Source organism: Leptospira johnsonii (assembly GCF_003112675.1).
Taxonomy (GTDB): Bacteria; Spirochaetota; Leptospiria; order Leptospirales; family Leptospiraceae; genus Leptospira_B; species Leptospira_B johnsonii.
On the sequence record NZ_BFAY01000005.1, the window covers coordinates 376,758 to 396,889 of the forward strand.

At 42.0% G+C, this 20,132-nt stretch carries 13 protein-coding genes, 1 tRNA gene and 1 pseudogene; 7 read left to right on the forward strand and 8 right to left on the reverse strand.

Going from position 1 to position 20,132, the window contains the following annotated elements; all coding sequences use genetic code 11:
* The first annotated feature begins 10 nt into the window (after positions 1–10).
* A complete protein-coding gene (gene tyrS / locus LPTSP_RS03000; protein WP_108927352.1) occupies positions 11–1,228 on the forward strand; it encodes a tyrosine--tRNA ligase in 1,218 nt (405 codons plus the stop codon).
* Positions 1,229–1,241: 13 nt separating this feature from the next.
* Positions 1,242–2,441 (forward strand): polysaccharide deacetylase family protein, encoded by a 1,200-nt coding sequence (locus tag LPTSP_RS03005; RefSeq protein ID WP_108927353.1) that lies wholly within the window; start codon positions 1,242–1,244, stop codon positions 2,439–2,441.
* 20 nt (positions 2,442–2,461) lie between these two features.
* Here LPTSP_RS03005 and LPTSP_RS03010 read toward each other — a convergent pair whose 3' ends face one another.
* From LPTSP_RS03010 to LPTSP_RS03025, 4 genes are all read right to left on the reverse strand, one after another.
* Positions 2,462–5,812, reverse strand: coding sequence for an efflux RND transporter permease subunit (locus LPTSP_RS03010; RefSeq protein WP_108927354.1), 3,351 nt, complete (start codon positions 5,810–5,812; stop codon positions 2,462–2,464).
* A 38-nt stretch (positions 5,813–5,850) separates the two neighbouring features.
* Positions 5,851–6,381, reverse strand: a complete 531-nt coding sequence (gene def / locus LPTSP_RS03015) for a peptide deformylase (RefSeq protein ID WP_108927355.1) — start codon at positions 6,379–6,381, stop codon at positions 5,851–5,853.
* Between the two features lie 2 nt (positions 6,382–6,383).
* Positions 6,384–7,070 (reverse strand): hypothetical protein, encoded by a 687-nt coding sequence (locus LPTSP_RS03020; RefSeq protein WP_108927356.1) that lies wholly within the window; start codon positions 7,068–7,070, stop codon positions 6,384–6,386.
* Between the two features lie 54 nt (positions 7,071–7,124).
* Positions 7,125–7,197 (reverse strand) — tRNA-Ala (locus LPTSP_RS03025).
* Between the two features lie 61 nt (positions 7,198–7,258).
* Between LPTSP_RS03025 and LPTSP_RS03030 the strand changes: the two genes are divergently transcribed.
* The 5 genes from LPTSP_RS03030 to LPTSP_RS03050 all read left to right on the forward strand — a co-directional run bounded on the left by LPTSP_RS03030 (position 7,259) and on the right by LPTSP_RS03050 (position 15,151).
* Complete coding sequence (locus tag LPTSP_RS03030; RefSeq protein ID WP_100766669.1) at positions 7,259–7,564, forward strand: hypothetical protein; 306 nt, start codon at positions 7,259–7,261, stop codon at positions 7,562–7,564.
* A gap of 9 nt (positions 7,565–7,573) precedes the next feature.
* Positions 7,574–10,342 (forward strand): SpoIIE family protein phosphatase, encoded by a 2,769-nt coding sequence (locus LPTSP_RS03035; protein ID WP_108927357.1) that lies wholly within the window; start codon positions 7,574–7,576, stop codon positions 10,340–10,342.
* A 13-nt stretch (positions 10,343–10,355) separates the two neighbouring features.
* Positions 10,356–10,685, forward strand: coding sequence for an STAS domain-containing protein (locus LPTSP_RS03040; protein ID WP_108927358.1), 330 nt, complete (start codon positions 10,356–10,358; stop codon positions 10,683–10,685).
* Positions 10,686–10,750: 65 nt separating this feature from the next.
* Positions 10,751–12,403, forward strand: a complete 1,653-nt coding sequence (locus tag LPTSP_RS03045; RefSeq protein ID WP_108927359.1) for an acyl-CoA carboxylase subunit beta — start codon at positions 10,751–10,753, stop codon at positions 12,401–12,403.
* A gap of 6 nt (positions 12,404–12,409) precedes the next feature.
* Positions 12,410–15,151 carry an ATP-binding protein gene (locus LPTSP_RS03050; protein WP_108927360.1) on the forward strand — a complete coding sequence of 914 codons (2,742 nt, stop codon included), beginning with the start codon at positions 12,410–12,412 and terminating at the stop codon, positions 15,149–15,151.
* A gap of 30 nt (positions 15,152–15,181) precedes the next feature.
* Here the strand turns inward: LPTSP_RS03050 and LPTSP_RS03055 are convergent, their stop codons facing one another.
* From LPTSP_RS03055 to LPTSP_RS03070, 4 genes and pseudogenes are all read right to left on the reverse strand, one after another.
* Positions 15,182–16,210 carry a protein-glutamate methylesterase/protein-glutamine glutaminase gene (locus LPTSP_RS03055; protein ID WP_108927361.1) on the reverse strand — a complete coding sequence of 343 codons (1,029 nt, stop codon included), beginning with the start codon at positions 16,208–16,210 and terminating at the stop codon, positions 15,182–15,184.
* Between the two features lie 6 nt (positions 16,211–16,216).
* Positions 16,217–16,708 (reverse strand): chemotaxis protein CheD, encoded by a 492-nt coding sequence (locus LPTSP_RS03060; RefSeq protein WP_108927362.1) that lies wholly within the window; start codon positions 16,706–16,708, stop codon positions 16,217–16,219.
* Positions 16,709–16,710: 2 nt separating this feature from the next.
* The gene (locus LPTSP_RS03065; protein WP_108927363.1) at positions 16,711–17,220 is read right to left on the reverse strand and encodes a chemotaxis protein CheW; all 510 of its coding nucleotides are present in this window, start codon (positions 17,218–17,220) and stop codon (positions 16,711–16,713) included.
* An 81-nt stretch (positions 17,221–17,301) separates the two neighbouring features.
* Positions 17,302–19,983, reverse strand: a pseudogene (locus LPTSP_RS03070) (methyl-accepting chemotaxis protein); the annotation flags it as partial.
* Positions 19,984–20,132: the final 149 nt, after the last annotated feature.

Sequence of the window (20,132 nt, forward strand, 5' to 3'; positions counted from 1 at the left end):
AAAGAGCCAAATGGAACCTAAAAAACAAATCGAATTGTTACGACGTGGGACAGTCGACCTGATCAGCGAAGAGGAACTTACCTCCAAACTTACTAAAAAAAAGTCCTTAAAAATCAAAGCCGGTTTTGACCCGACAGCTCCGGACCTTCATCTGGGGCATTTCGTTTTACTTAGAAAATTGAGACATTTCCAGGATCTGGGTCACGAGGTGAATTTTCTGCTCGGGGATTTTACCGCTATGATCGGAGATCCTACAGGCAAATCCGAAACCAGAAAAAGACTCTCTAAGGAAGAAGTCCTGAAAAATTCGGAAACCTACCAAAGCCAAGTTTTCAAGGTTTTGGATAAGGAGAAGACCAAGATAGTCTATAATTCCCGCTGGTGTTCCGGCATGAATTTCGAAGATGTTCTAGTACTGACTTCTAAATATAGTGTGGCCCAAATTTTAGAAAGGGACGATTTCAGCAAACGTTACAAGGGCGGTCAGCCAATCTCTCTTATCGAATTTTTGTATCCTCTGGTCCAAGGTTACGACTCCGTAGAAATGGAAGCAGATGTTGAACTCGGCGGAACGGATCAAAAATTCAACCTTCTCGTAGGTAGAGAATTACAGAGAGAATACGGAAAAGAGGCACAATGTGTGATCACTCTTCCGCTTCTCGTCGGTCTGGACGGGGTCAAAAAAATGTCGAAATCCCTCGGAAATTACGTTGGGATTACAGAAGAGCCGATCGACATGTTCGGAAAACTCATGTCAATTTCGGACGATCTAATGTGGAATTATTTCGAATTGCTTACCGATCTTCCTTTGGAGTCCGTTGCAGAGCGTAAAAAAGGGATCCAATCCGGGGAATTACATCCTAAAGAGGTCAAAACGGAACTTGCAAAATTGATAATGGACCAGTTCTCTTCTTCCGATGCGAATTCGGAAGCGATAGAGGAATGGAATAAGGTCCATAATCCCAAAGCAAGAGCCATCCCGGAGAATATTCCGGAAACAAAATTAGGTCCTGAATTTTTCCAAGAATCTGAAACTCCGCAATTGATCTGGGTACTCGCCAAACTGGGATTTGTTCCTTCTACCTCCGAAGCAAGAAGGCTGATCAAATCTGGGGGGATTTATGTCGACGAGGAGAAACTTTCGGATGAAAAATTTACTGTAAGTAAAAACGCAGAATACTTGATTCGCCAAGGCAAAAAAGGAAAATTCATCCGTCTGGTCAGTTGACCAAAATCAGAACATGCTCAGCGAAGAAGAATCCACAGTACTTTCCAAGACGATCAAAGAGATCCAGGACAACGAAGTAGAGTCAGAAGTCCTGGAAAAAAAATTTCGTCAAATCCGTATCGGTTCTTCCGTATTCTTTTTCCTTACCTTAAGCATCACCACTGTTTTTGCTTTAGCAAGAAGGTTGGATTCTCTCCAAAACACTGTCCAAAAACAGAGCGAGGTGATCTCCGTTCTTTCCGAAGACATTACAAGTCTTCGATTAGAAGAACAACAAAGAGAAGAAGAGGTCCTTCGTTTTAAATCTTCTATCATAGACGACGTTCCTGACGGCGATCTAAGTGAAGAAGTAAACAAGAATATTAATTCTTTGCAAGCAGTCATTCCTAAACCTGGAACCGGTAAAAACATCAGCAGAGGAAATCCCAATTTTAAGGAAATCTCCCTCACGTTCGATTTGGGAACCGGAGAAGATCTACAAATACTTTATGAATTTATGATGAGGTTCCCGATCAAGGTGACCTTGTTCGTTTCTAATGAGAATCCTGCTAAAAAGGGCGGATCTCTATTCTCCAAAACCAATTTAGTCTATCTAAAAAAATTAGCTGCCTTAGAGGGAAGAGTGGTTTTCGGAAATCATACTTGGAGCCACTTTAACTTACCTAGAAGTTTAAAAGAACCGTCTCTTAGAAAAAGAGCGCTTCTCAGTTATGTGGCGGACGAGATCCCGGATTTTAATCTTCTTCTGGAAGAACTAACTTCCGTGGAAGATAAATTTAGGACTATTACTGGATTAACTCTTACTAAGTATTATAGATTGCCTTACGGAGCAGTGGATCAGATCATCTTGGATGTGTATGCAACCCAGGGTTATGAAAATCATATTTTCTGGAGTAATAATACTGTAGGTTCTTTGGATGTTCCCGACTTCGTATATAAGAAGTACATCACCAAAAAAGATCCTACGTCCGGAAAAACAAAACTAGTACAAAATCCTCATTATAAAACCAAAGAAGAGATGTTGGATTTTCTGTATCGCTGGGAAGCTGCCGACAAGAATGGAATGAACGGTGCGATCATTTTGATGCACTTAGGTTCGCCTAGACAATCCGAAAAACTAATCTATATTCTTCCCGATTTTATCCAGGCGATGCTCAATAAAGGTTATAAATTCGTAACCGTTCCAGAAATATTAAACGAAAAGCAGGATTGAATCCTGCTTTTCACTTAGTATTACTTCTTCTTCTTTCCTTTATTATTCGGTCCAATCCGATCAGGCTCACTCGAAAATTCAGGGCTTGGGAAATAGAGCGGTTTCACGACCTGTTTTTTGCCGAAAATTCTTTCCCATCTTGCATAAAACCAATTCTGGAAATTGTATAGGTGAAGATAGAATACAGGTACCATAAGAAGTGTGATAATACTTGCAAATGCAAGTCCCCAACCAAATGCAAGCGCCATTGGAACCAAGAACGGATCGTAGCCTCCAATCCCATACGCAGTAGGCAAGAGTCCCAAGACTGTGGTTACAGTAGTTAAGGTCACGGCCCGAAGTCTTAAGTTTCCGGTATCGATCAAAATTTCTTTAATGTCTTTATTCGGATTTTCTCTTCTAAGAGTGTTTGCAAAGTCTACAAGTACGATAGAGTCGTTCACCACAACTCCCGCAAGGCCCACAATTCCAAGCATTGCTAAGAATCCGAAAGATTCTCCATGGGTTACGAATGCCAAGATCACTCCGATAAAAGAGAATGGGATAGCACTTCCGATCACTAGTGGCTGCATCAAAGATCCGAATTGGGACGCAATGATGATGTACATGATGAGTAAGGCCATTAAGAATAAAAATCCTAAGGAGCCCATGGATTCTTCGGTATCCTTATTTTCTCCGCCGAAACGAACCATATAACCTGGATACTTATCTATGATCTTTTCTTGGTCTGCTAATTTTTTAGCGGAATTGTTTGCCTCTGTAGAGTTTGCCTGTTTTCCGCCTGCTAAGTTTGCAGTGACTGTAACTAAACGTTTTCCATCCAAGTGATTGATATTGGAAACACCAGGAAGTCTTTGCATGGTTACAAGTCTAGATACCGGGATCATTTTACCGATAGAGTTGGAAACATATACATGGTTCAAACTATCCACAGACTTTCTGTAAGATTCAGGAAAGCGGACCTTTACTTCTACTTCTTCATCCGTTCTTTTGATCTTTGTAGCTACAGTTCCTTGGAAAGCAGTATTGATTGCCTGTGCAACTCTGGAAACGGAAACTCCAGCGGTAGAAGCAAGTGATTCGCTAACCCGGATACGTATTTCGTCTTTTCCCTCATTGAAGTCATCTGCGATATCTGTGACTCCTTTTACGTGCCCTAGTATACCTTTGTATTCGGACGCAATCTTCAAAAGGGTGTCGTAATTATCTCCTCTGATCTCAATCGCCACAGGTTTTCCAACAGGAGGGCCTCCGGATACTTTTTCGTATTCTAAGGCGACCAGTTTTCCCCGAAGTGATTCGAATTCCTCCGGGATCACAGTAGGTTCCGGAATATCGCAAGGATTTTTGGTTTCTTCCGCTTCCTTTTGGATTTTCTCTTCTTCGATCTTGCGAGAAGTTTCGTTTAATAACCAGAGAGTTTTTCTTCTGAGTCTTTGGATGATATCGTCCGTTTTATGGCATTTTTTACGGTTCTCTTCCGCAGTTAGATATGCCATTACCATTCCGTAATGTTTTCCTCTTTTGGTAAAAGGATCGTTAGGATTGGCCTGGATAATCCCCACACGGGTCGCGTAATTTTCCAGATCTTCCTGAGGTACTTTTGCGATCTCTTTTTCGATTACCTCTAGATAACGATAAGTCTCATTCAAACTTGCTCCTGTTTTTGCGGTGACCTTTACGTAGAATTGGTCAACAGAGCCTGGGAATAGTTTGAATTTGGAGAATAATACCTGGATGATAAAACTTATAATCAGCAAGGAAACGATCCCGACCGTCATTTTCCAAGGATTGTTCAGTGCGAATCTAAGTGCCGGAACATACTTTGTATTTCTAAATTTGGAGAACCATCCGGATTCTTCTTTGATCTCTCCCGCTTTTACTCCGCCTTTATTAATATCGTACAAGTGATTTGGCAGAATGAAGAATGCTTCCGCGAGAGATGCGCAAAGCGCAATGATCACAACGAGAGGAATACTGAATACGAACTTACCGAAAATCCCCGGCATGAATAGGAGTGGAGCAAATGCGGCTATCGTTGTAGTAACAGTCGCTGTCACTGGAGAAACCACTTCTAAGGTTCCCTTTAAAGTGGCCTCATATGGAGGAAGTCCTTCTTCTATATATCTATATACGTTCTCACAGATAATGATCGCATCATCCACAAGTATCCCGACTACGAGGACTAAACCGAACATTGAGATCAAATTTAAGGTCAATCCGAATTGATCCATTATAAAGAATGTAGCACCGAAAGATACAGGGATCCCTAAAGCAGTCATTAGGGCTACTCTCCATCCTAAAAAGAAGAATAAAGAACCTGTAACTAGGATCATCCCGAAGGTAGCGTTTGAAATTAGAACATTCAATCTGCGTCGGATATATTTAGAAAGATCGTTTACGAATGCGTATTGGAATTCTGGAGAACCTTTACGGAATTTTTCTACTGTGGATTTTACACTATCCACCACCTTGATCGCATCCGCACTTTGCCTTTTTAGGACTGTGAGAGCTACAGTTTTGGTTCCGTTCACATTCTCGATATAATCAGCTTCTCTTAAACCTTCCGTTACTCTCGCAACATCTTGCACTCGGATCGCATTTCCGATCTCGTTCCCTCTCACATGGACACGAGAAATTTCTTCTGGACTATCGAATTCTCCGATAGTCCTAAGAATGATCTCCTTATCCAGACCGGTGATATTACCGCCCGGAACGTTTACGTTACGATTTCTTAGTGCATTGATCACATCCTGACCGGTGAGATAAAAACCGAATAAGCTATTCGGAAGAATATCCACTTGCATTTCGGTCTCTCTCCAACCTCTACGAGAGACTTTTGCTACACCTGAAATGTCTAAAAGTGCCTGTTCAACGATCTTTGCTTGTGCACGTAATCTTTTCTCAGCCTCGACAGACCCATCATCTTCTTTTAATGTGATGGAAACTTCGATTACGGGAGTTCTTGCAGTGGTGATCTCTGTTACTATCGGATCTTCTACTTCTTCCGGAAGGTCTTCCACCCGGTCAATGGCAGATTTGATATCATCCACCACCTTCTGGGTATCCTTTGAATCCGGATCCAATGTGATTACGATACCGGATCTACCTTCGATAGAAGCGGATCTATATTCTTTGATCCCGTCCACTTCCTTGATCGCTTTTTCGAGAGGATTCGTGACTAATTTTTCTACCTCTTGGGGAGAGGCTCCCAGATACAAGGTAGAGATAGAAACTATATCGAAGTTGATATTGGGGAAAGCTTCTCTGTTCATCTTAACAGCAAGAAAACTTCCCGCAAGAATGATAAGAACGGTAAGTAAGTTTACGAAGATACTTTTCGAGAGGAAATATTCAATGATACTTTTCATAGGGGTATTCTGCTTAAAGGTTTAGGGGAGAAGTTATATTAGTCCAGAATTGGACCGCTTAGTTCCATGGAGTCGTTGAATCCGAACATTTTTGTACTTTTTAATCTATCAACGTACAAAACTCCGTTTAGGTGATCGCATTCATGTTGGTATACGATCGCGGAATATCCCTCGATCGTTTCTTCGTGGGAGTTTCCTTTTTCATCCATCCATTTCATTTGGATCTTATTGGGTCTTTCTACAAAACCCCTCATACCCGGAACGGAAAGACATCCTTCCCAGTTACCGTCTACTGATTCAGTGATTGGTTTGATCTCTGGATTGATGATAATTCTTTCAGGAACCCTGGATGGGCTATCGTCTTCAGGGTCGGAACCTACTACTACGATCTTCTTCATGATTCCGATCTGAGGAGCTGCAAGGCCGACGCCGTCCGCATGTCTCATCGTGTCGAACATATCCCGGATCAACTTTTTGAACTCTTTGGTTCCCAGCTCGTCGGGATGAACATTTTCGCTGGTCTTTCTTAGAAGGGGATCGCCGATTTTGAGAATTTTACGCACTGACATTTTCAGAACCTTGTCCTAGAGCTATCTTTCACCGGTTTTTGCCCACCAGATTTTAAGAATGGTTCTAAGATTTTAGACAGCATTCCAGTGGTCGGTTCTGAAAATCTTGGATTTTGAGCTTCCCATCTATACACAAAAGTTCTGACCGAAATGTTTTGTAATATTTCCGCTTGGGTTTCTAAGGGGCCAACGGTTCTGGGGAGAAGTAACCCTAGCGGACATTTTGCCTTTTGGGTATAGAGGTCATCTTTTTCCAATCCGTTCCATAACTTTTCTAGACCGAAAGGGTCCCAGAAGAACTTAGGGATCTGGGTCAAATTTCGGAGAAACCAATCTGTTTTTTCTAGAATGGAAGCTGAGTAGCCGGAGACAGGCAAAGGATTCGGAAAGATCAGAAATGCAGAAAGTATTTTATCGTGAGGTTGGGTGAGAAGTGGCCAGATCAATCTAGCGGAAAATCCTTCCGCAATTAGAATTTGTTTCTTCTTTCTTTTCTTCAGAAAATCCAGAATATCTTCGTTGGAAAATCCTGAGAATTTTTCAGGACCTTCTGCCACAGTAAGATAATAGTCGGAAGAAAGTTCCGGGCTAAAAGATCGGCCAAAAGAATGTAAGGGGTCCCGGAGCCAAAGCACCTCGTCTTTTTTGGGATTTCCCCGGCTGGTAAAAGTCCAATGATTCACTCGCATTAGTCTTGACAGTGATTAGGAAAGTAAACTATCTATTAGGTTCGGCTAAAGAGTTGGAGACGAGGGGAATCGAACCCCCGACCTTTTGAATGCCATTCAAACGCTCTCCCAACTGAGCTACGTCCCCTTCGATTCCAAATTGGTGTCTTTGGGCATGCTGTCAATATATAATTATTAGGAGCAATCGGATGAGCGATTCCGTCGAGGAGTTACAGAAAAAAATAAAAATCCAAAACGATATCATCAAAGGTTATGAAAAAGTTTTGAGATTGAACGAGCAAGAATTGGAAAATGCGGATGAGATCATTCGTATGTACGAGACTATCATTCAGTATTCCGGACAAGAATTAAAAGATGTTAAAGAAGCTTTTGATGCAACTTCAATCGTGACTAACTTATCTAGAGACGAATTAATATCCGCAATGAATCGGATCAAAGAACTTGAACTCGCTAATAGAAAACTAAGGGAAGAGTCCCTTAAATTCCAATCCTAACTTCCGACCTTGACCCAGATAAAAAAACAGGAGACCCTACTTAGAAGTCGAAGTGACGGTTCCTTCTTCCTAGAAGAAGGTTTAGGGGTCTCCTCTATCTTTGATAGTTTTTTGAGAGAGGCAATCACGCTCACTCATGCGGATCTAGGCGGTATATTTTCCACAACAGAGTCCGCTAATATAAGACAGATCTCGGGTCGTAATGAAAGAGAACTGATCGAAGCAGCACACTGGGCATTCTCCCAATCTGGAAAAGACCTACTTTTAGAAAAAGGTAAAACACCTCCCTGGGCAAAATCACCAAGTAATTATCCTCTTTTGGTTTGTAGATTGAAAGTGGACGATCTGGATTCCAGTTTAAAGGCAAATCGTGCTAGTTATGCAGTTTTAGTTTTACAAGGTAAAACTACTGCGGATCGTTTTTCTAAAACCGATTTCGAACTTCTTCGTACTACATGTAAGACAGTAGGAAGATTATTAAAAGAATCTCATGTATCCGGAGATGCTTCCTTAGTCACTCTTTCCTTGCTCGCTACCACACAGTTGGTATTAGAAGCCGCACAAGCAAAAAGACAATCGGAACGTTTCGACTTCCTACTCACGGAAGTGATACGCGTATCCGGACTCATCAATTCTTCCTTAGATCTTTCTCAATTATTAGAAGCGATCATGCTTTCTTCTAAAACTGTTTTTAGGACTGAGGCATGTAGTGTTCTTCTTTTGGACGAGTCCAAAGAATATCTCTACTTTCATACAGTTCTCGGAGAAAAAAGCGAAGCAGTCACTAAGATGCAGGTCCCAGTGGGAAAAGGTGTGGCTGGCTTAGTTGTTCGGGAACGTAAACCTATGATCATCAATGATGCACAAAATGATGATCGAGTTTATAAGGAAGTGGATAAGGCTTCTCAATTCACCACTCGTAATATTATGGCGGCACCCTTGGTCGCAAACGACGAAGTTATAGGTGTGATCGAAGCGATAAACACTGTAGACAGAGAAAAGTTTACCGGAGAAGATCTAGAGCTTTTTTTAAGTTTTTCCGGAACATCTGCGTTAGCCATACAGAAGACAGGACTTCTTCAAAACTTAGAGAACGCAAACAAGGATCTTCGTAAAAAAGTTTCGGAGTTAGAGTCCTTATTCGATTTATCCCAAGCGGTCAGTCTTTCTACAAATCGACTGGGCTTGGTGCGAAAATCCATCCGATTGATCATTCGAGAGTTGGATGCGAGTGTCGCAGGTATTTTCTTATACAGTCTTTCTAAAGAGAATTTTATCAACTGTGCTTATTATGACGGAGAAACCGAAAAGATAGACAGAGTCCTGGAAGAAGAAATCTCAGGCACTCAAGTTTTATCCAGCATTATGGAAGGTCTTCCTGTCTTAAAAAGGGATATTTTAGATCAACCTTTCCCGCATGAGTTGGATAGGAGATATTTAAAAGGTTCTTATATTATTGTTCCATTATTCTTGTCCAGTGGAGAACCTTACGGGGCCTTGACTGTTGCGGATAGAAGGGATAAACTTTCCTACCAGGATTCGGACTTCCGATTATTGCAGACAATGGCTTCCCAGTTTACCAAGGGATTCGAAGCTTTCCGTCTTAGAACAGAGATGTTGGAGAAAAAAGCGATCCAACAGGAGATGGAAATTACCCGGAAGATCCAGCAGAATATTCTACCTTCTGAAAAGGTATTTCATTCTAACTTTGATCTAGGTATTCTTTCTGTTCCGGCAAAGGATGTATCCGGAGATTTTTACGATTACTACCAGTACAGCGATGGTCAATATTCATTTTTGATCGCGGATGTTTCCGGAAAAAGTCTGCCTGCAGCTTTATTTATGGCGATGAGTTCTTCTATCATCCGAACTCTTGCTAGGAACCATGATCTAAGTCCGGAAGAAATTTTAAGACAAGGGAACGAGCTCATTTTCGAAGATTCCCATTTTGGAATGTTCGTCACTGCATTCTTCATTCATTATAATCCTTCCTTGTTCACGATCGAATATGCTTCCGCAGGGCATAACGACCAGGTCTGGATCAAAGAAGATGGTTCTTACGAATTATTAAAAGGGCAGGGACCTCCTTTAGGTGTGATCCCGACTGCAAAATATAAGGGCGGAAATTTTACGGTCAAGCCGGGAGATATTTTTGTTTTATATACGGACGGTGCGGTAGAAGAAAAAGACGCTCAAGGAAATGAATTCGGTCTGGAAAGAATGATTGAAGAGATCAGATCCAGAAGACATCTTCCCGCCCAAAAAATTGTAGAAGAATTATACGCTACAATCCGTTCTTTCTCCTCCGGAAAAGAACCTTTCGACGATTTCACAGTACTTCTATTGAAGTATAATAATGATTTTCAATTTTTCAGGACTTTCGACGCAAATACGGGCCAAATTCCTATCTTCCGAGAATTTATATACGATGCGATCAAGGTCAGAAATCTGCCTGATTTTCTGAGAGACGATATTCTTTTGGCGGGGGACGAGGCGGCTACCAATATCGTGATGCATGGTTACAAAGATACTCTGCTCAGAAATCCGAAATTCGATTGTAAAATTCGGTTCACTGAAGATTCTATCACGATCGTGCTGACGGATTCCGGAAAAGGATTCGACAGAACGAATGTGAAAGACCCGTCCATAGAGGAAAACCTCTCCGGAAAAAGAAAAGGCGGATTCGGTGTGTATCTGATAGAGACATTGATGGACGTGGTGGATTATAAAATGGAAGAGGGAAGAAACATACTCACTCTCCAAAAATTTTTCCGCTGACGATGGGGGCAAAATGGAACTGACGGTAGAAATAAAAGGGAACTCTAGAGTGATCCATCTTATCGGGAATATGGACGTCCATAATACCCATAGGGTCGAACAGGCGTTCATGGATCATATTCGAAAAGCTACTGAGTCCAATATCGTCTTGGATATGTCCAACGTGGAGTTCGTTTCTTCTGCCGGTTTAAGAGTCATCGTAGGTTCCTTAAGAGTTTGTAAGGAAAGAGAAATACAACTCAAACTTGCTGCCTTACGCCCTGCAGTTCGTAAGGTTTTCGAGATCATAGATATGGACTCACTCTTCAAGATCTATGATACTGTGGATTCTAGCCTCCAATAAATCCGTTTACCGAACCGCGGTTTTTAGCTTTCCTCCCTGGCCTTTCTCTAAAAACTGTGTACCGTATGTCGGAACAAGCGTACTCGATAGATAATCCGTTTCAATCTTCTAACCAATCGGAATCCCAACCCGTTTCCAGTATTTACGACGATGCCAATGCAATGGGCAAAGAGTTATTGGAAAAACCTCTTCAAGGAGGAGGAACGGATAGGATCCTAGTACAACATTCTAAAGGAAGAATGACCGTCTGGGAAAGGATCAAAGTCCTTACCAATTCGGAACCTAATATTCTCTACCAAAACTGGGGAAAAAATTTAGACGGGGCTTCCTTAATCACAGGTATTTTAAATATTAACGGAAGGGACGTAGCGATCTACGGACATGACTTCACTCTCAGAGCGGGGTCCATGGATGCTACTAACGGAAACAAACTCGCAAGGCTCATCTATATGGCAGGGGAACATGGAATTCCTCTGATCGGGATGAACGACTCGGCAGGTGCATATGTTCCTGCAGGAGTGGGTGGTTTGGACGGATACTCGGAAGCATTCACCGCTCTCAGAAAAATCAGCGGGGTTGTCCCGAGCTTGATGCTCATGTTCGGATTTAACGCAGGTGGTGGAGCTTATCTTCCAAGACAAGGTTCCTTCATGATCCAACCGGAGAATACTTTCTTCGGATTGACCGGACCTGGAGTTGTTAAATCAGTATTGGGCGAGGATATCAGCGCAGACGATCTGGGAGGACCAAAGGTCCACGGACAAAGCGGGGTAGTAGACTTAGTTACCAATGATGAATTGGGAGCGCTAAGAACTGCGCTTAGACTTCTTTCTTATATTCCTGATAATAGTTCCAGCGCTGCTCCTTTTCATCCGACCTCGGATCCTACTGACAGATTTATCTACGAAGAAGAGATCTTATTTAAAAAGACGTTCAATTCGCCTACTGGGATGAATACTCCGTTCGATATCACATTATATATCCAGAATATTTGTGATCATGGTCAATACTTCGAGATCCAACCGCAAAGATCCAGAAACCTAGTCACCGCATTCGGTAGATTGGGCGGACATGTCGTAGGATTCGTAGCAAACAACTCTGCGGTTTCTTCCGGTCAGATCGATATAGGCGCCGCAAGAAAAGGTACAAGATTTATTAGATTTTGTAACGTATATAATATTCCTTTAATATTCTTGGAAGATACAACCGGATTCTTACCTGGAAAAGAGCAGGAACAGAACGGTATCGTTCTAGAAGGAAGAAAACTTCTGGATTCGATCATTGATATTCGCACTCCAAGATTGACTTTAATCATCAGAAACGCATTCGGTGGGGCTTACGCAAGTTTCAACTCTTACCATACAGGTGCGGACATGGTATTTGCGCTTCCTACAGCAAGGATTGCGGTAATGGGGCCTGCTGGTAAGGACTACGTATATAAGGACGAGATCACAGCGATCCAAAAAGAATATAAGGAAAATCTGAAGAATGGCGTATCTGAAAAGGATGCCGCCGCGACCAGGGACAAAAAACTTCAACTTCTCTCTCAAAAATATGAGAAAGATCTAATGAATCCTAAGGAAGCATTATCTTTAGGTTCCGTTTCTAGGATCGTTCTTCCTGGAACCACTCGGAACATTCTATTTAAAAATCTAGATTATCTAATCCGACACTACAAACCCGGACCGATGTCCGGACCTCAAAGGGAATTCGAGTAAACAAATATGATCGACTACCAAAATCGGCGCATTACATTTCGCGAATCTACTTCTCCTTGGATCCATTCTTTTTCCTTACAAACGATTAAATGTCTGATCGTTTGCCGAGGTCCAGTTCGAAAAGAGGCAATGGAAATTTTCGACCAGATCGGTATCAGAGAATATGGGATACTTCTCTCCGAAAAAGATTCAGTTGTTTATCCTATGGCGCTTGCTCCGGAGCTTAGGGATTTCAGATTTCCATCTAATATCCACAGGGTCCCAGACTATATGGGAGCCGGAGCAGAAGAAAAAGCTGCTAGGATCAAACAGATCATCCAGATCGCAAAAGATAACGACTACACTCATATCTTTGCAGGTTACGGATTTATGGCAGAAGATGCCGAATTCATCGAGGCAATCGAAGAGAGCGGAATTTCTTTCATGGGACCTTCTTCTCATGTGGCCCACCAAGCAGGTTCAAAAGACGAAGCGAAAAAACTCGCGCGTAAACTGAATGTTTCCGTAACTCCCGGTGTGGACACTATCTCCGCTACCTGTCTTCTTAAAAAAGCGAAAGACGAAAAAGCATTAGTTGCTCTTGCGAAAGAAAAAGGATTAAACTATACTTATAACTCTTCCATATCTTTGGAAGAGAACGCAGAAGCATTATTGTATGCAGGTTACGAAAAGATCGTAGAATTAGTAACCATTCACGAATTGCAAGCTCAGGCCGAAATTGAAGCTGCAGAGATCTGGAAAAAATATCCAACGAACCGTATCCGTTTCAAATACGTGGGTGGCGGCGGCGGAAAAGGCCAGAGGGTAGTTTCCAAACCGGATGAAGTAAAAACTGCAGTACAAGAAATATTATCAGAATCTAAAGTAACCGCTCCAGGCTCCAATAGGAACTTTTTGATAGAATTAAATATTGAAAAGACCAGACACAACGAGATCCAGCTGATCGGTAACGGAGAATGGTGTTTGGCCTTGGGTGGAAGGGACTGTTCCGTGCAAATGCATGAGCAGAAACTTCTCGAGATCTCTCTGACTCAGGAACTTCTACAAAACGAGATTGCTTCCCTGGAAAAAACGTCTCCTAAAAAAGCTGAGATCATAAAGGCTGACTTACAAGTCCTCAAAGAAATGGAAGAGCAATCCGAAAGATTCGGACAAGCTGTGGCTTTAAACAGTGTTTCCACTTTCGAGTTGATCGTAGAAGGAACGAATCACTTCTTCATGGAAATGAATACCAGGATCCAGGTGGAACATAGGGTCACCGAGATGGTGTATTCTCTTAAGTTCAGCAATCCTGAAAATAAATCCGAATTCTTTATCGTAGACAGCTTGATAGAGGCAATGGCTCTTATTGCTCTTCATGGAAAAAGACTTCCTAAACCTGAACGGATCGTTAGAAATATTTCAGGGGCGGAAGTTCGTATCAACGCTACTAATAAGGCGATCCAGCCTCACGCTGGCGGAGTTATCCTAGGCTGGTCTAAACCTTTGCCGGAAGAAATTCGAGACGACCAAGGTATTTCTGTTCGAAATCCTGATACGGGTCTATTCGTTCATTATAAAGTAGCTGGTGCTTATGATTCGAATATTGCACTTTTGATCACCTACGGAAATAGTAGAGAAGATAATCTTCGTAGACTTGGAAATATTTTAAGAAAGACCGAGCTTAGAGGACAGGATCTACAGACGAACTTACTAGTTCATTACGGATTGATCCATTGGATTTTAGGAAAGGATCCGTTATTCAAACCTTCTACAGCGTTTATGATCTCTTATCTTGCAGCGGTTGGTGCTCTAGAAAGCCTTGGTAAAGACGTAGATCTGGAAGTAGCTTGGACAAAAGTCCTTTCCAATGCGCCAGCAGAAGGAAAAAAAGTTCTTTCCCGTAAGCTAACCTTGATCACAAGACCTATAGCTGAACTGCTTGCAGATGCTCATGTTCTAGCCGGGTTCTTAGGTTATCATGAGAATGTTTCCTGGAAGATCGAAAAAGACCAAGTAGTTTGGCTTAGAAACCCGATCCATATTCTCTCGGACATATATTACTATCTGCATATGGAAGGCGAGTTACACCAATCTCCTTCCGAACAGATATGGGACCATGACCAAAAAGTTCTACAATCTGCATTAGCTTTTTATAAAGAACTGGAAAAACTTACCGGCAAAAAAGCGGATTCTCCAGATTGGGATTCCGTATTTGCAGGAAAGGCTCCGGCAGGAGTAGATGCGGATGTTTGGACTAAGGCGATTTCCTCTCATAAAGGCTTCCAGATCGGCTTGGAACTGCTCAAACTTATCCCAAATCTTGGAAACAAATCCGGTTTCTATAAACTGGGTGTGGATGAGAACTTAGAACCGGTGATCCCTGAAGAATTTAAGAAGGCGGAAACAAGAGACGCGTTCATTAAATTTTTGGCGCCAGCTCCTAAGGCAAGTTCCGACGAGATCGTTTCTCCAATGGGCGGAATGTTCTATTCGAAAGAGGCTCCCGATCTTCCTCCGATGGTGAAAGAAGGTGAGCATTTTAAAGCAGGCCAACCTTTATTCATTGTCGAAGTAATGAAGATGTTCAATAAGATCACCGCTCCATTCTCAGGAACCATCAAAGATGTGATCCTGAAGGATAGCGATGGAAAGATCATCCAAAAAGGGCAGACCATTTTCAAGATCGTTCCAGACGAGGTCCTTAAGATCGAAACTCCGGAAGAGATCCAAGATAGAAAGAATAAGGTAACCTTCTCCCTTCTTTAAGTTCTTAATTTCTAAGATTCTCGTTGGTATTCAACCGGCGAGAATCTCAGAAGGAACATCTTCTAAGGAAAGTATTTTTTCCGCAGCTCCTCTTTCTATCGCTTCTCTAGGCATACCGAATACTACAGAACTTGCCTCATCTTGAGCGATCGTTCTTCCTCCAGCCTTTCTAATCTCGAGAAGTCCAGCAGCTCCGTCGGCTCCCATACCAGTAAGCAAAAATGCCTTTGCATTTCTGCCTACATGTTTTGCAACAGAGTGAAATAATACGTCCACGGAAGGTCTATGACGGTTTACTAATGGACCGTCGGTGATTCTTACGATAAATTGAGCGCCACTTCCTACTACTTCCATATGTTTATTCCCTGGAGCGATGAGTGCAGTACCTTCTTGTATCCTATCCCCGTCTTTTGCTTCCTTTACGGAAATTTTGCAGATATTATCCAGACGATTTGCAAATGCTTCCGTGAATTTCTCGGGCATATGTTGTACGATGACTATACCCGGACTATTTGCAGGAAGAGAAGTAAGAATTTCTTCTAAGGCGATCGTTCCTCCTGTTGAAGTGCCGATAGCCACGATCCTGTCAGTAGTTGCAATTTTTGTAAAATCAAGTCCGTTCGTTTTGCGAGAAGGAGCCGAAATTTGATGTTTCAGTTTGGAAATAGACGCAGAACGAATACACTCACCCAGATAAACTGCAGAATCCTCCAAAAAATCCTTTAGTCCGATTTTAGGCTTGGTAACAATTCCTACTGCACCTTCTTTCAAAGCGATCCAAGCAGTTTCTGAAGATTCTTCGGCAAGAGAAGAGCAGATCAAAATGGGAGTAGGGTGAGAATGCATGATCTTTTTCAAAAAACTGATCCCATCCATCCTGGGCATTTCGATATCCAAAACGATCACATCAGGCCATCTTTCCGTCTTACCTAATTTTTCGAGAGCGAATACTGGATCGGGAGATGATCCGATCACTTTTATATCTGAATTCATTTCCAGGACCTGTTTGAGTACAGATCGGACTACTGCAGAATCGTCGATAATATATACGTATATCATGTTATACTAATTTTGAGGATTTTCCATATACACTTCTCCATCCCAAAGAGAGAAATATATTTTTCGGTGGGATTTACCTCCGATATTGGAAGCGGCAAGATCTATATTTGCTTTACGGACCAGATCCAGAACGGACTCCACATTTTTTTCACCTATTTCTACGATCTTTTTTACTTCTTCCATTTTATCTTCTTCAGGAGAGAACATGGAAGCCCCGCCGAAAATTTTACACACAAATCTCCCAGGTCGTTCTCCCAATTTTTGGAATTGTTTCAGAAAACTTTCCAAGGCATCATCCGCATACTTAGGATGAGGTTCCGAAACATGAGAAGGTCGTTTAGGCAGCATGATATGGGCCATTCCCCCGGCTTTAGAATAAGGATGCCAAAAACATAAAGCTACACAGGAGCCTAAAAGGGTACGGATCCTTGTTCCATTCTCTCCCCAATAAAAACCTCCTGGTTGCAGAAAAATATCTCGGACAATTTCTGGTTCCATCTTTAGACTGCGGGAACTGCGTTAGCCGCTTCTTCCCTAGTTTCCTCCAATGCGGTCAATTCTTCTACAGTTAATAAGCGTAGAAGGTTGAGTAAAAGAATGAATCCGCTGGCTTGCCTTGCCATTCCCGCTAGAAAATCCACACGTATCCTGGAACCGAAAGTTGGAGGAGGTTCGATTTCAGAAGAAGGTATACTCAATACTTCGTATACGGATTCAACGATCAGGCCTATATCCATTCTGGCACCGCTAATAGATTCCGGGACTTCCACAATAACTATACAAGTCCTTTTATCCGGAGAATGTTTCTTTCTGAAAAACTTATCGCATACATCCAGAACAGGGACCACATTTCCTCTAAGGTTGATTACCCCCGGAATAAAGGAAGGCATCATCGGAACAGTGGTCACATGAGTGTATTCTAGGATCTCTTTTACGTTCAGGAGGCCTATTCCAAAGGTTTCCTCTCCGATCTTAAAGGTCAAATATTGGTTGTCTTCGAAAGTACTCACTTCAACACCTCAGTATTTTTCGAACTTAGGCTTGTTAGGAATACTTACAGTCCTCACTGCTGCCGCTGCCAAACTTTTTGATCCATTACCTGAACCTTCTCTTCCCTGCGCTTCCTTGCTTAATCTGAAGAATAATACGGATTCTCTCAAGGATTCAGCTTGGCTGTTCATTTCTTCCGCAATTGCAGCTAACTCTTCCGAGGCAGACGCATTCTGCTGAGAAACCTGATCCAATTGTCCCATCGCTTTATTGATCTCGACAACCCCAGAGGCCTGCTCTTCGCTGGAAGCAGTGATCTCTTGTACCAAATCTGCAGTTTTCCTAATATTTGGAACGATTTCACTAATTAGTTTTCCCGCCTTTTCTGCGATCGCCACTGAGGATACAGCAAGGCTAGAAATCTCATTTGCTGATTTCTGGCTTCTTTCGGCTAATTTTCGAACCTCGGATGCTACTACCGCGAATCCTCTTCCATGTTCTCCTGCTCTTGCAGCTTCAATTGCCGCGTTCAGAGCGAGTAGGTTGGTCTGGTAAGCAATGTCTTCAATGATAGAAATTTTTTCTGCGATCTGTTTCATAGCTGTCACCGTTTCGGTTACCGACTTTCCACCTTCTTCTGCGTCCTTGGAAGATTGGCTTGCGATCTGTTCCGTTTGTTTGGAATTACTAGCATTTTGATCGATCGAAGCAGTCATTTCCTCCAATGAAGAAGTAGTCTCTTCCACAGACGCTGCTTGTTCTGATGCACCTTGGCTAAGAGAATTCGCAGTGGAAGAAACTTCTCCTGCAGAACCGACTAAACTACCGGCTTTCATCACGATATCACCCATGATCTCGTTCAGTTTGTCGACTGTAGTATTTCCATATTCTTTCAATTTTCCAAATGTTCCATAGTATTCGTTCTCTATTTTAGAAGTCAGATCTCCGTTGGCCAATCTTTCCAACGCATCCACTACTTCGTTAAGTCCGGTTTCGCTAACTTGTAGGAAGGAATTGATCCCTTCTCCTAAACTTCTAAAGAAACCGTCTTTACCTTCTAGTTTTACCCTGGTTCTAAAATCTCCTTTCGCCGCAGCTCCTACAATTTCTTCGATTTCCTTTTGAACCACAAGTTCTGCTGTGACGTCGGACCATTCCACCACGGCTCCTAATCTTTTCCCTTCGGAGCTTAAGATTGGATTGGCAATTAGATTGAACGATCTCCCTCCTATCGTAATTGAAGACTCATAAGTGCTAGTCAAATTCGCGAGTAGGTTCCTTTGGTGAGCCGGGTTCTTGTGGAAAGTATCTATATTGGTACCAAGTAAACTCTGTAAATTAAAGGCACTTAACTGTTTTCTAATATCTCCTTCTCCGTTTTGGAACATCTTATATACGGCTTTATTCATATATTTGATATTGAAGTCGTTATCTGCGATCATTACGTTCGTAGAAGCGTTATCCAAGGCCACCTTAATACGAGTCAGCTCGTCGTTTTCCAATTTGCGAGCCTCTGCCACTTTTTTCTGCTCGGTTACATCAGACCATTCTACCACTGCACCTAGTCTATCTCCATTTTCTGTTAGGATAGGGTTAGCAATCAGATCAAAACTTCTTCCACCTATTTCGATACTGGATTTGAAAGTATTGGTAAAGGAGGCAAGTATTCCTCTTTGGTGAGCGGGGTTCTTGTGATAAGAGTCTATATTTGATCCAAGCAATTTATTCAAATGGAAGTTGTTGAGTTGTTTTCTAATATCACTTTCACCGATCTCGAACATCTTTACGATCGCTTTGTTCATGTATTTGATATTCAGATGAGTATCTGCAATCATGATATTTGTACTGGTATTATCCAAAGCGACTTTGATACGGGTAAGCTCTTCATTCTCCTGGCGTCGGATTTCCAACAATTTCTTTTGTTCAGTAACATCTGCCCATTCGACTACTGCTCCCAGTCTATCACCGGATTCCGTTAGAATAGGATTTGCAATCAGATCGAAACTTCTGCCACCAATCTCTATACTGGAACGGAATGTTTGGTTCAGATCTTTTAAGATATTTCTCTGGTGAGCAGGGTTTTTATGGTAGCTATCAATATTGGAACCCAGCACCGACTCCATACGGAATTGGCTGAGTTGCTTTTTAATATCTTCTTCCGCATTTCCAAACATCTTACGGATAGACTTGTTCATGTATGTGACCTTTAAATTTTGGTCCGCCATCATAATGTTCGTAGTCACATTGTCTAAAGCAGTTTTGATCCGAATGAATTCTTCCGAATCGGACTTATTATTAGAAACAATACTTCCAGAAGAGAAAGGTTTTAGGTAAATTACCAAGGCAGGTAAGAGAAGTGTCCCGAATATCGCGAATAGGAAATGATAGTATACAGGACCTTCTTTCTGGACAGGAACAGAAATGGAGGATCTCGATCTTTCCCAATCAGATTTCAGTTTCTCTAGCTTAGGGATTGAATTTTCGGAAACCTGATTTAGGAAATTCTCCTTTGTATCCTTTGCCTGAGTCCCTAAAATCCCCTTTGCAACCAGGACGGTTTCCTGAAGGGTTTCCAAATCCTTTTGGAATTTTTGCAGGTCTTCCGGATTTTTCAAACCTGCTGAAGCTCCTTTTAGATCGGTCGCAATCGCTGTTTGGATCGTTTTCAGATTTTCTATTTTAGATAAAAGTGATTCCTTACTTTGCCCGGGTAGAAATAAAGAATATAAACCGGATTCATAATCCTTTAGCTCGAAATGGATCGTTTCGGAAGGAACCGAAATTTTATCCGAGGATCCAGTCTCGAATCCGCGATCATACAAATAACTCCAACCGGCTGATCCGAATGTCAGAACTATTCCCAACAATAAAGACCAAACAATTACACTTAGTTTTAATTTACCCTGTCCCATACGATTTACCTATATTATAA

What these genes read in the sequence shown, in the direction of transcription:
- tyrS (WP_108927352.1), top strand. Translation starts at nt 11, where the DNA reads ATGGAACCTAAAAAACAAATCGAATTGTTACGACGTGGGACAGTCGAC.
- LPTSP_RS03005 (WP_108927353.1), top strand. Translation starts at nt 1,242, where the DNA reads ATGCTCAGCGAAGAAGAATCCACAGTACTTTCCAAGACGATCAAAGAG.
- LPTSP_RS03010 (WP_108927354.1), bottom strand. Translation starts at nt 5,812, where the DNA reads ATGAAAAGTATCATTGAATATTTCCTCTCGAAAAGTATCTTCGTAAAC.
- def (WP_108927355.1), bottom strand. Translation starts at nt 6,381, where the DNA reads ATGTCAGTGCGTAAAATTCTCAAAATCGGCGATCCCCTTCTAAGAAAG.
- LPTSP_RS03020 (WP_108927356.1), bottom strand. Translation starts at nt 7,070, where the DNA reads ATGCGAGTGAATCATTGGACTTTTACCAGCCGGGGAAATCCCAAAAAA.
- LPTSP_RS03030 (WP_100766669.1), top strand. Translation starts at nt 7,259, where the DNA reads ATGAGCGATTCCGTCGAGGAGTTACAGAAAAAAATAAAAATCCAAAAC.
- LPTSP_RS03040 (WP_108927358.1), top strand. Translation starts at nt 10,356, where the DNA reads ATGGAACTGACGGTAGAAATAAAAGGGAACTCTAGAGTGATCCATCTT.
- LPTSP_RS03045 (WP_108927359.1), top strand. Translation starts at nt 10,751, where the DNA reads ATGTCGGAACAAGCGTACTCGATAGATAATCCGTTTCAATCTTCTAAC.
- LPTSP_RS03050 (WP_108927360.1), top strand. Translation starts at nt 12,410, where the DNA reads ATGATCGACTACCAAAATCGGCGCATTACATTTCGCGAATCTACTTCT.
- LPTSP_RS03055 (WP_108927361.1), bottom strand. Translation starts at nt 16,210, where the DNA reads ATGATATACGTATATATTATCGACGATTCTGCAGTAGTCCGATCTGTA.
- LPTSP_RS03060 (WP_108927362.1), bottom strand. Translation starts at nt 16,708, where the DNA reads ATGGAACCAGAAATTGTCCGAGATATTTTTCTGCAACCAGGAGGTTTT.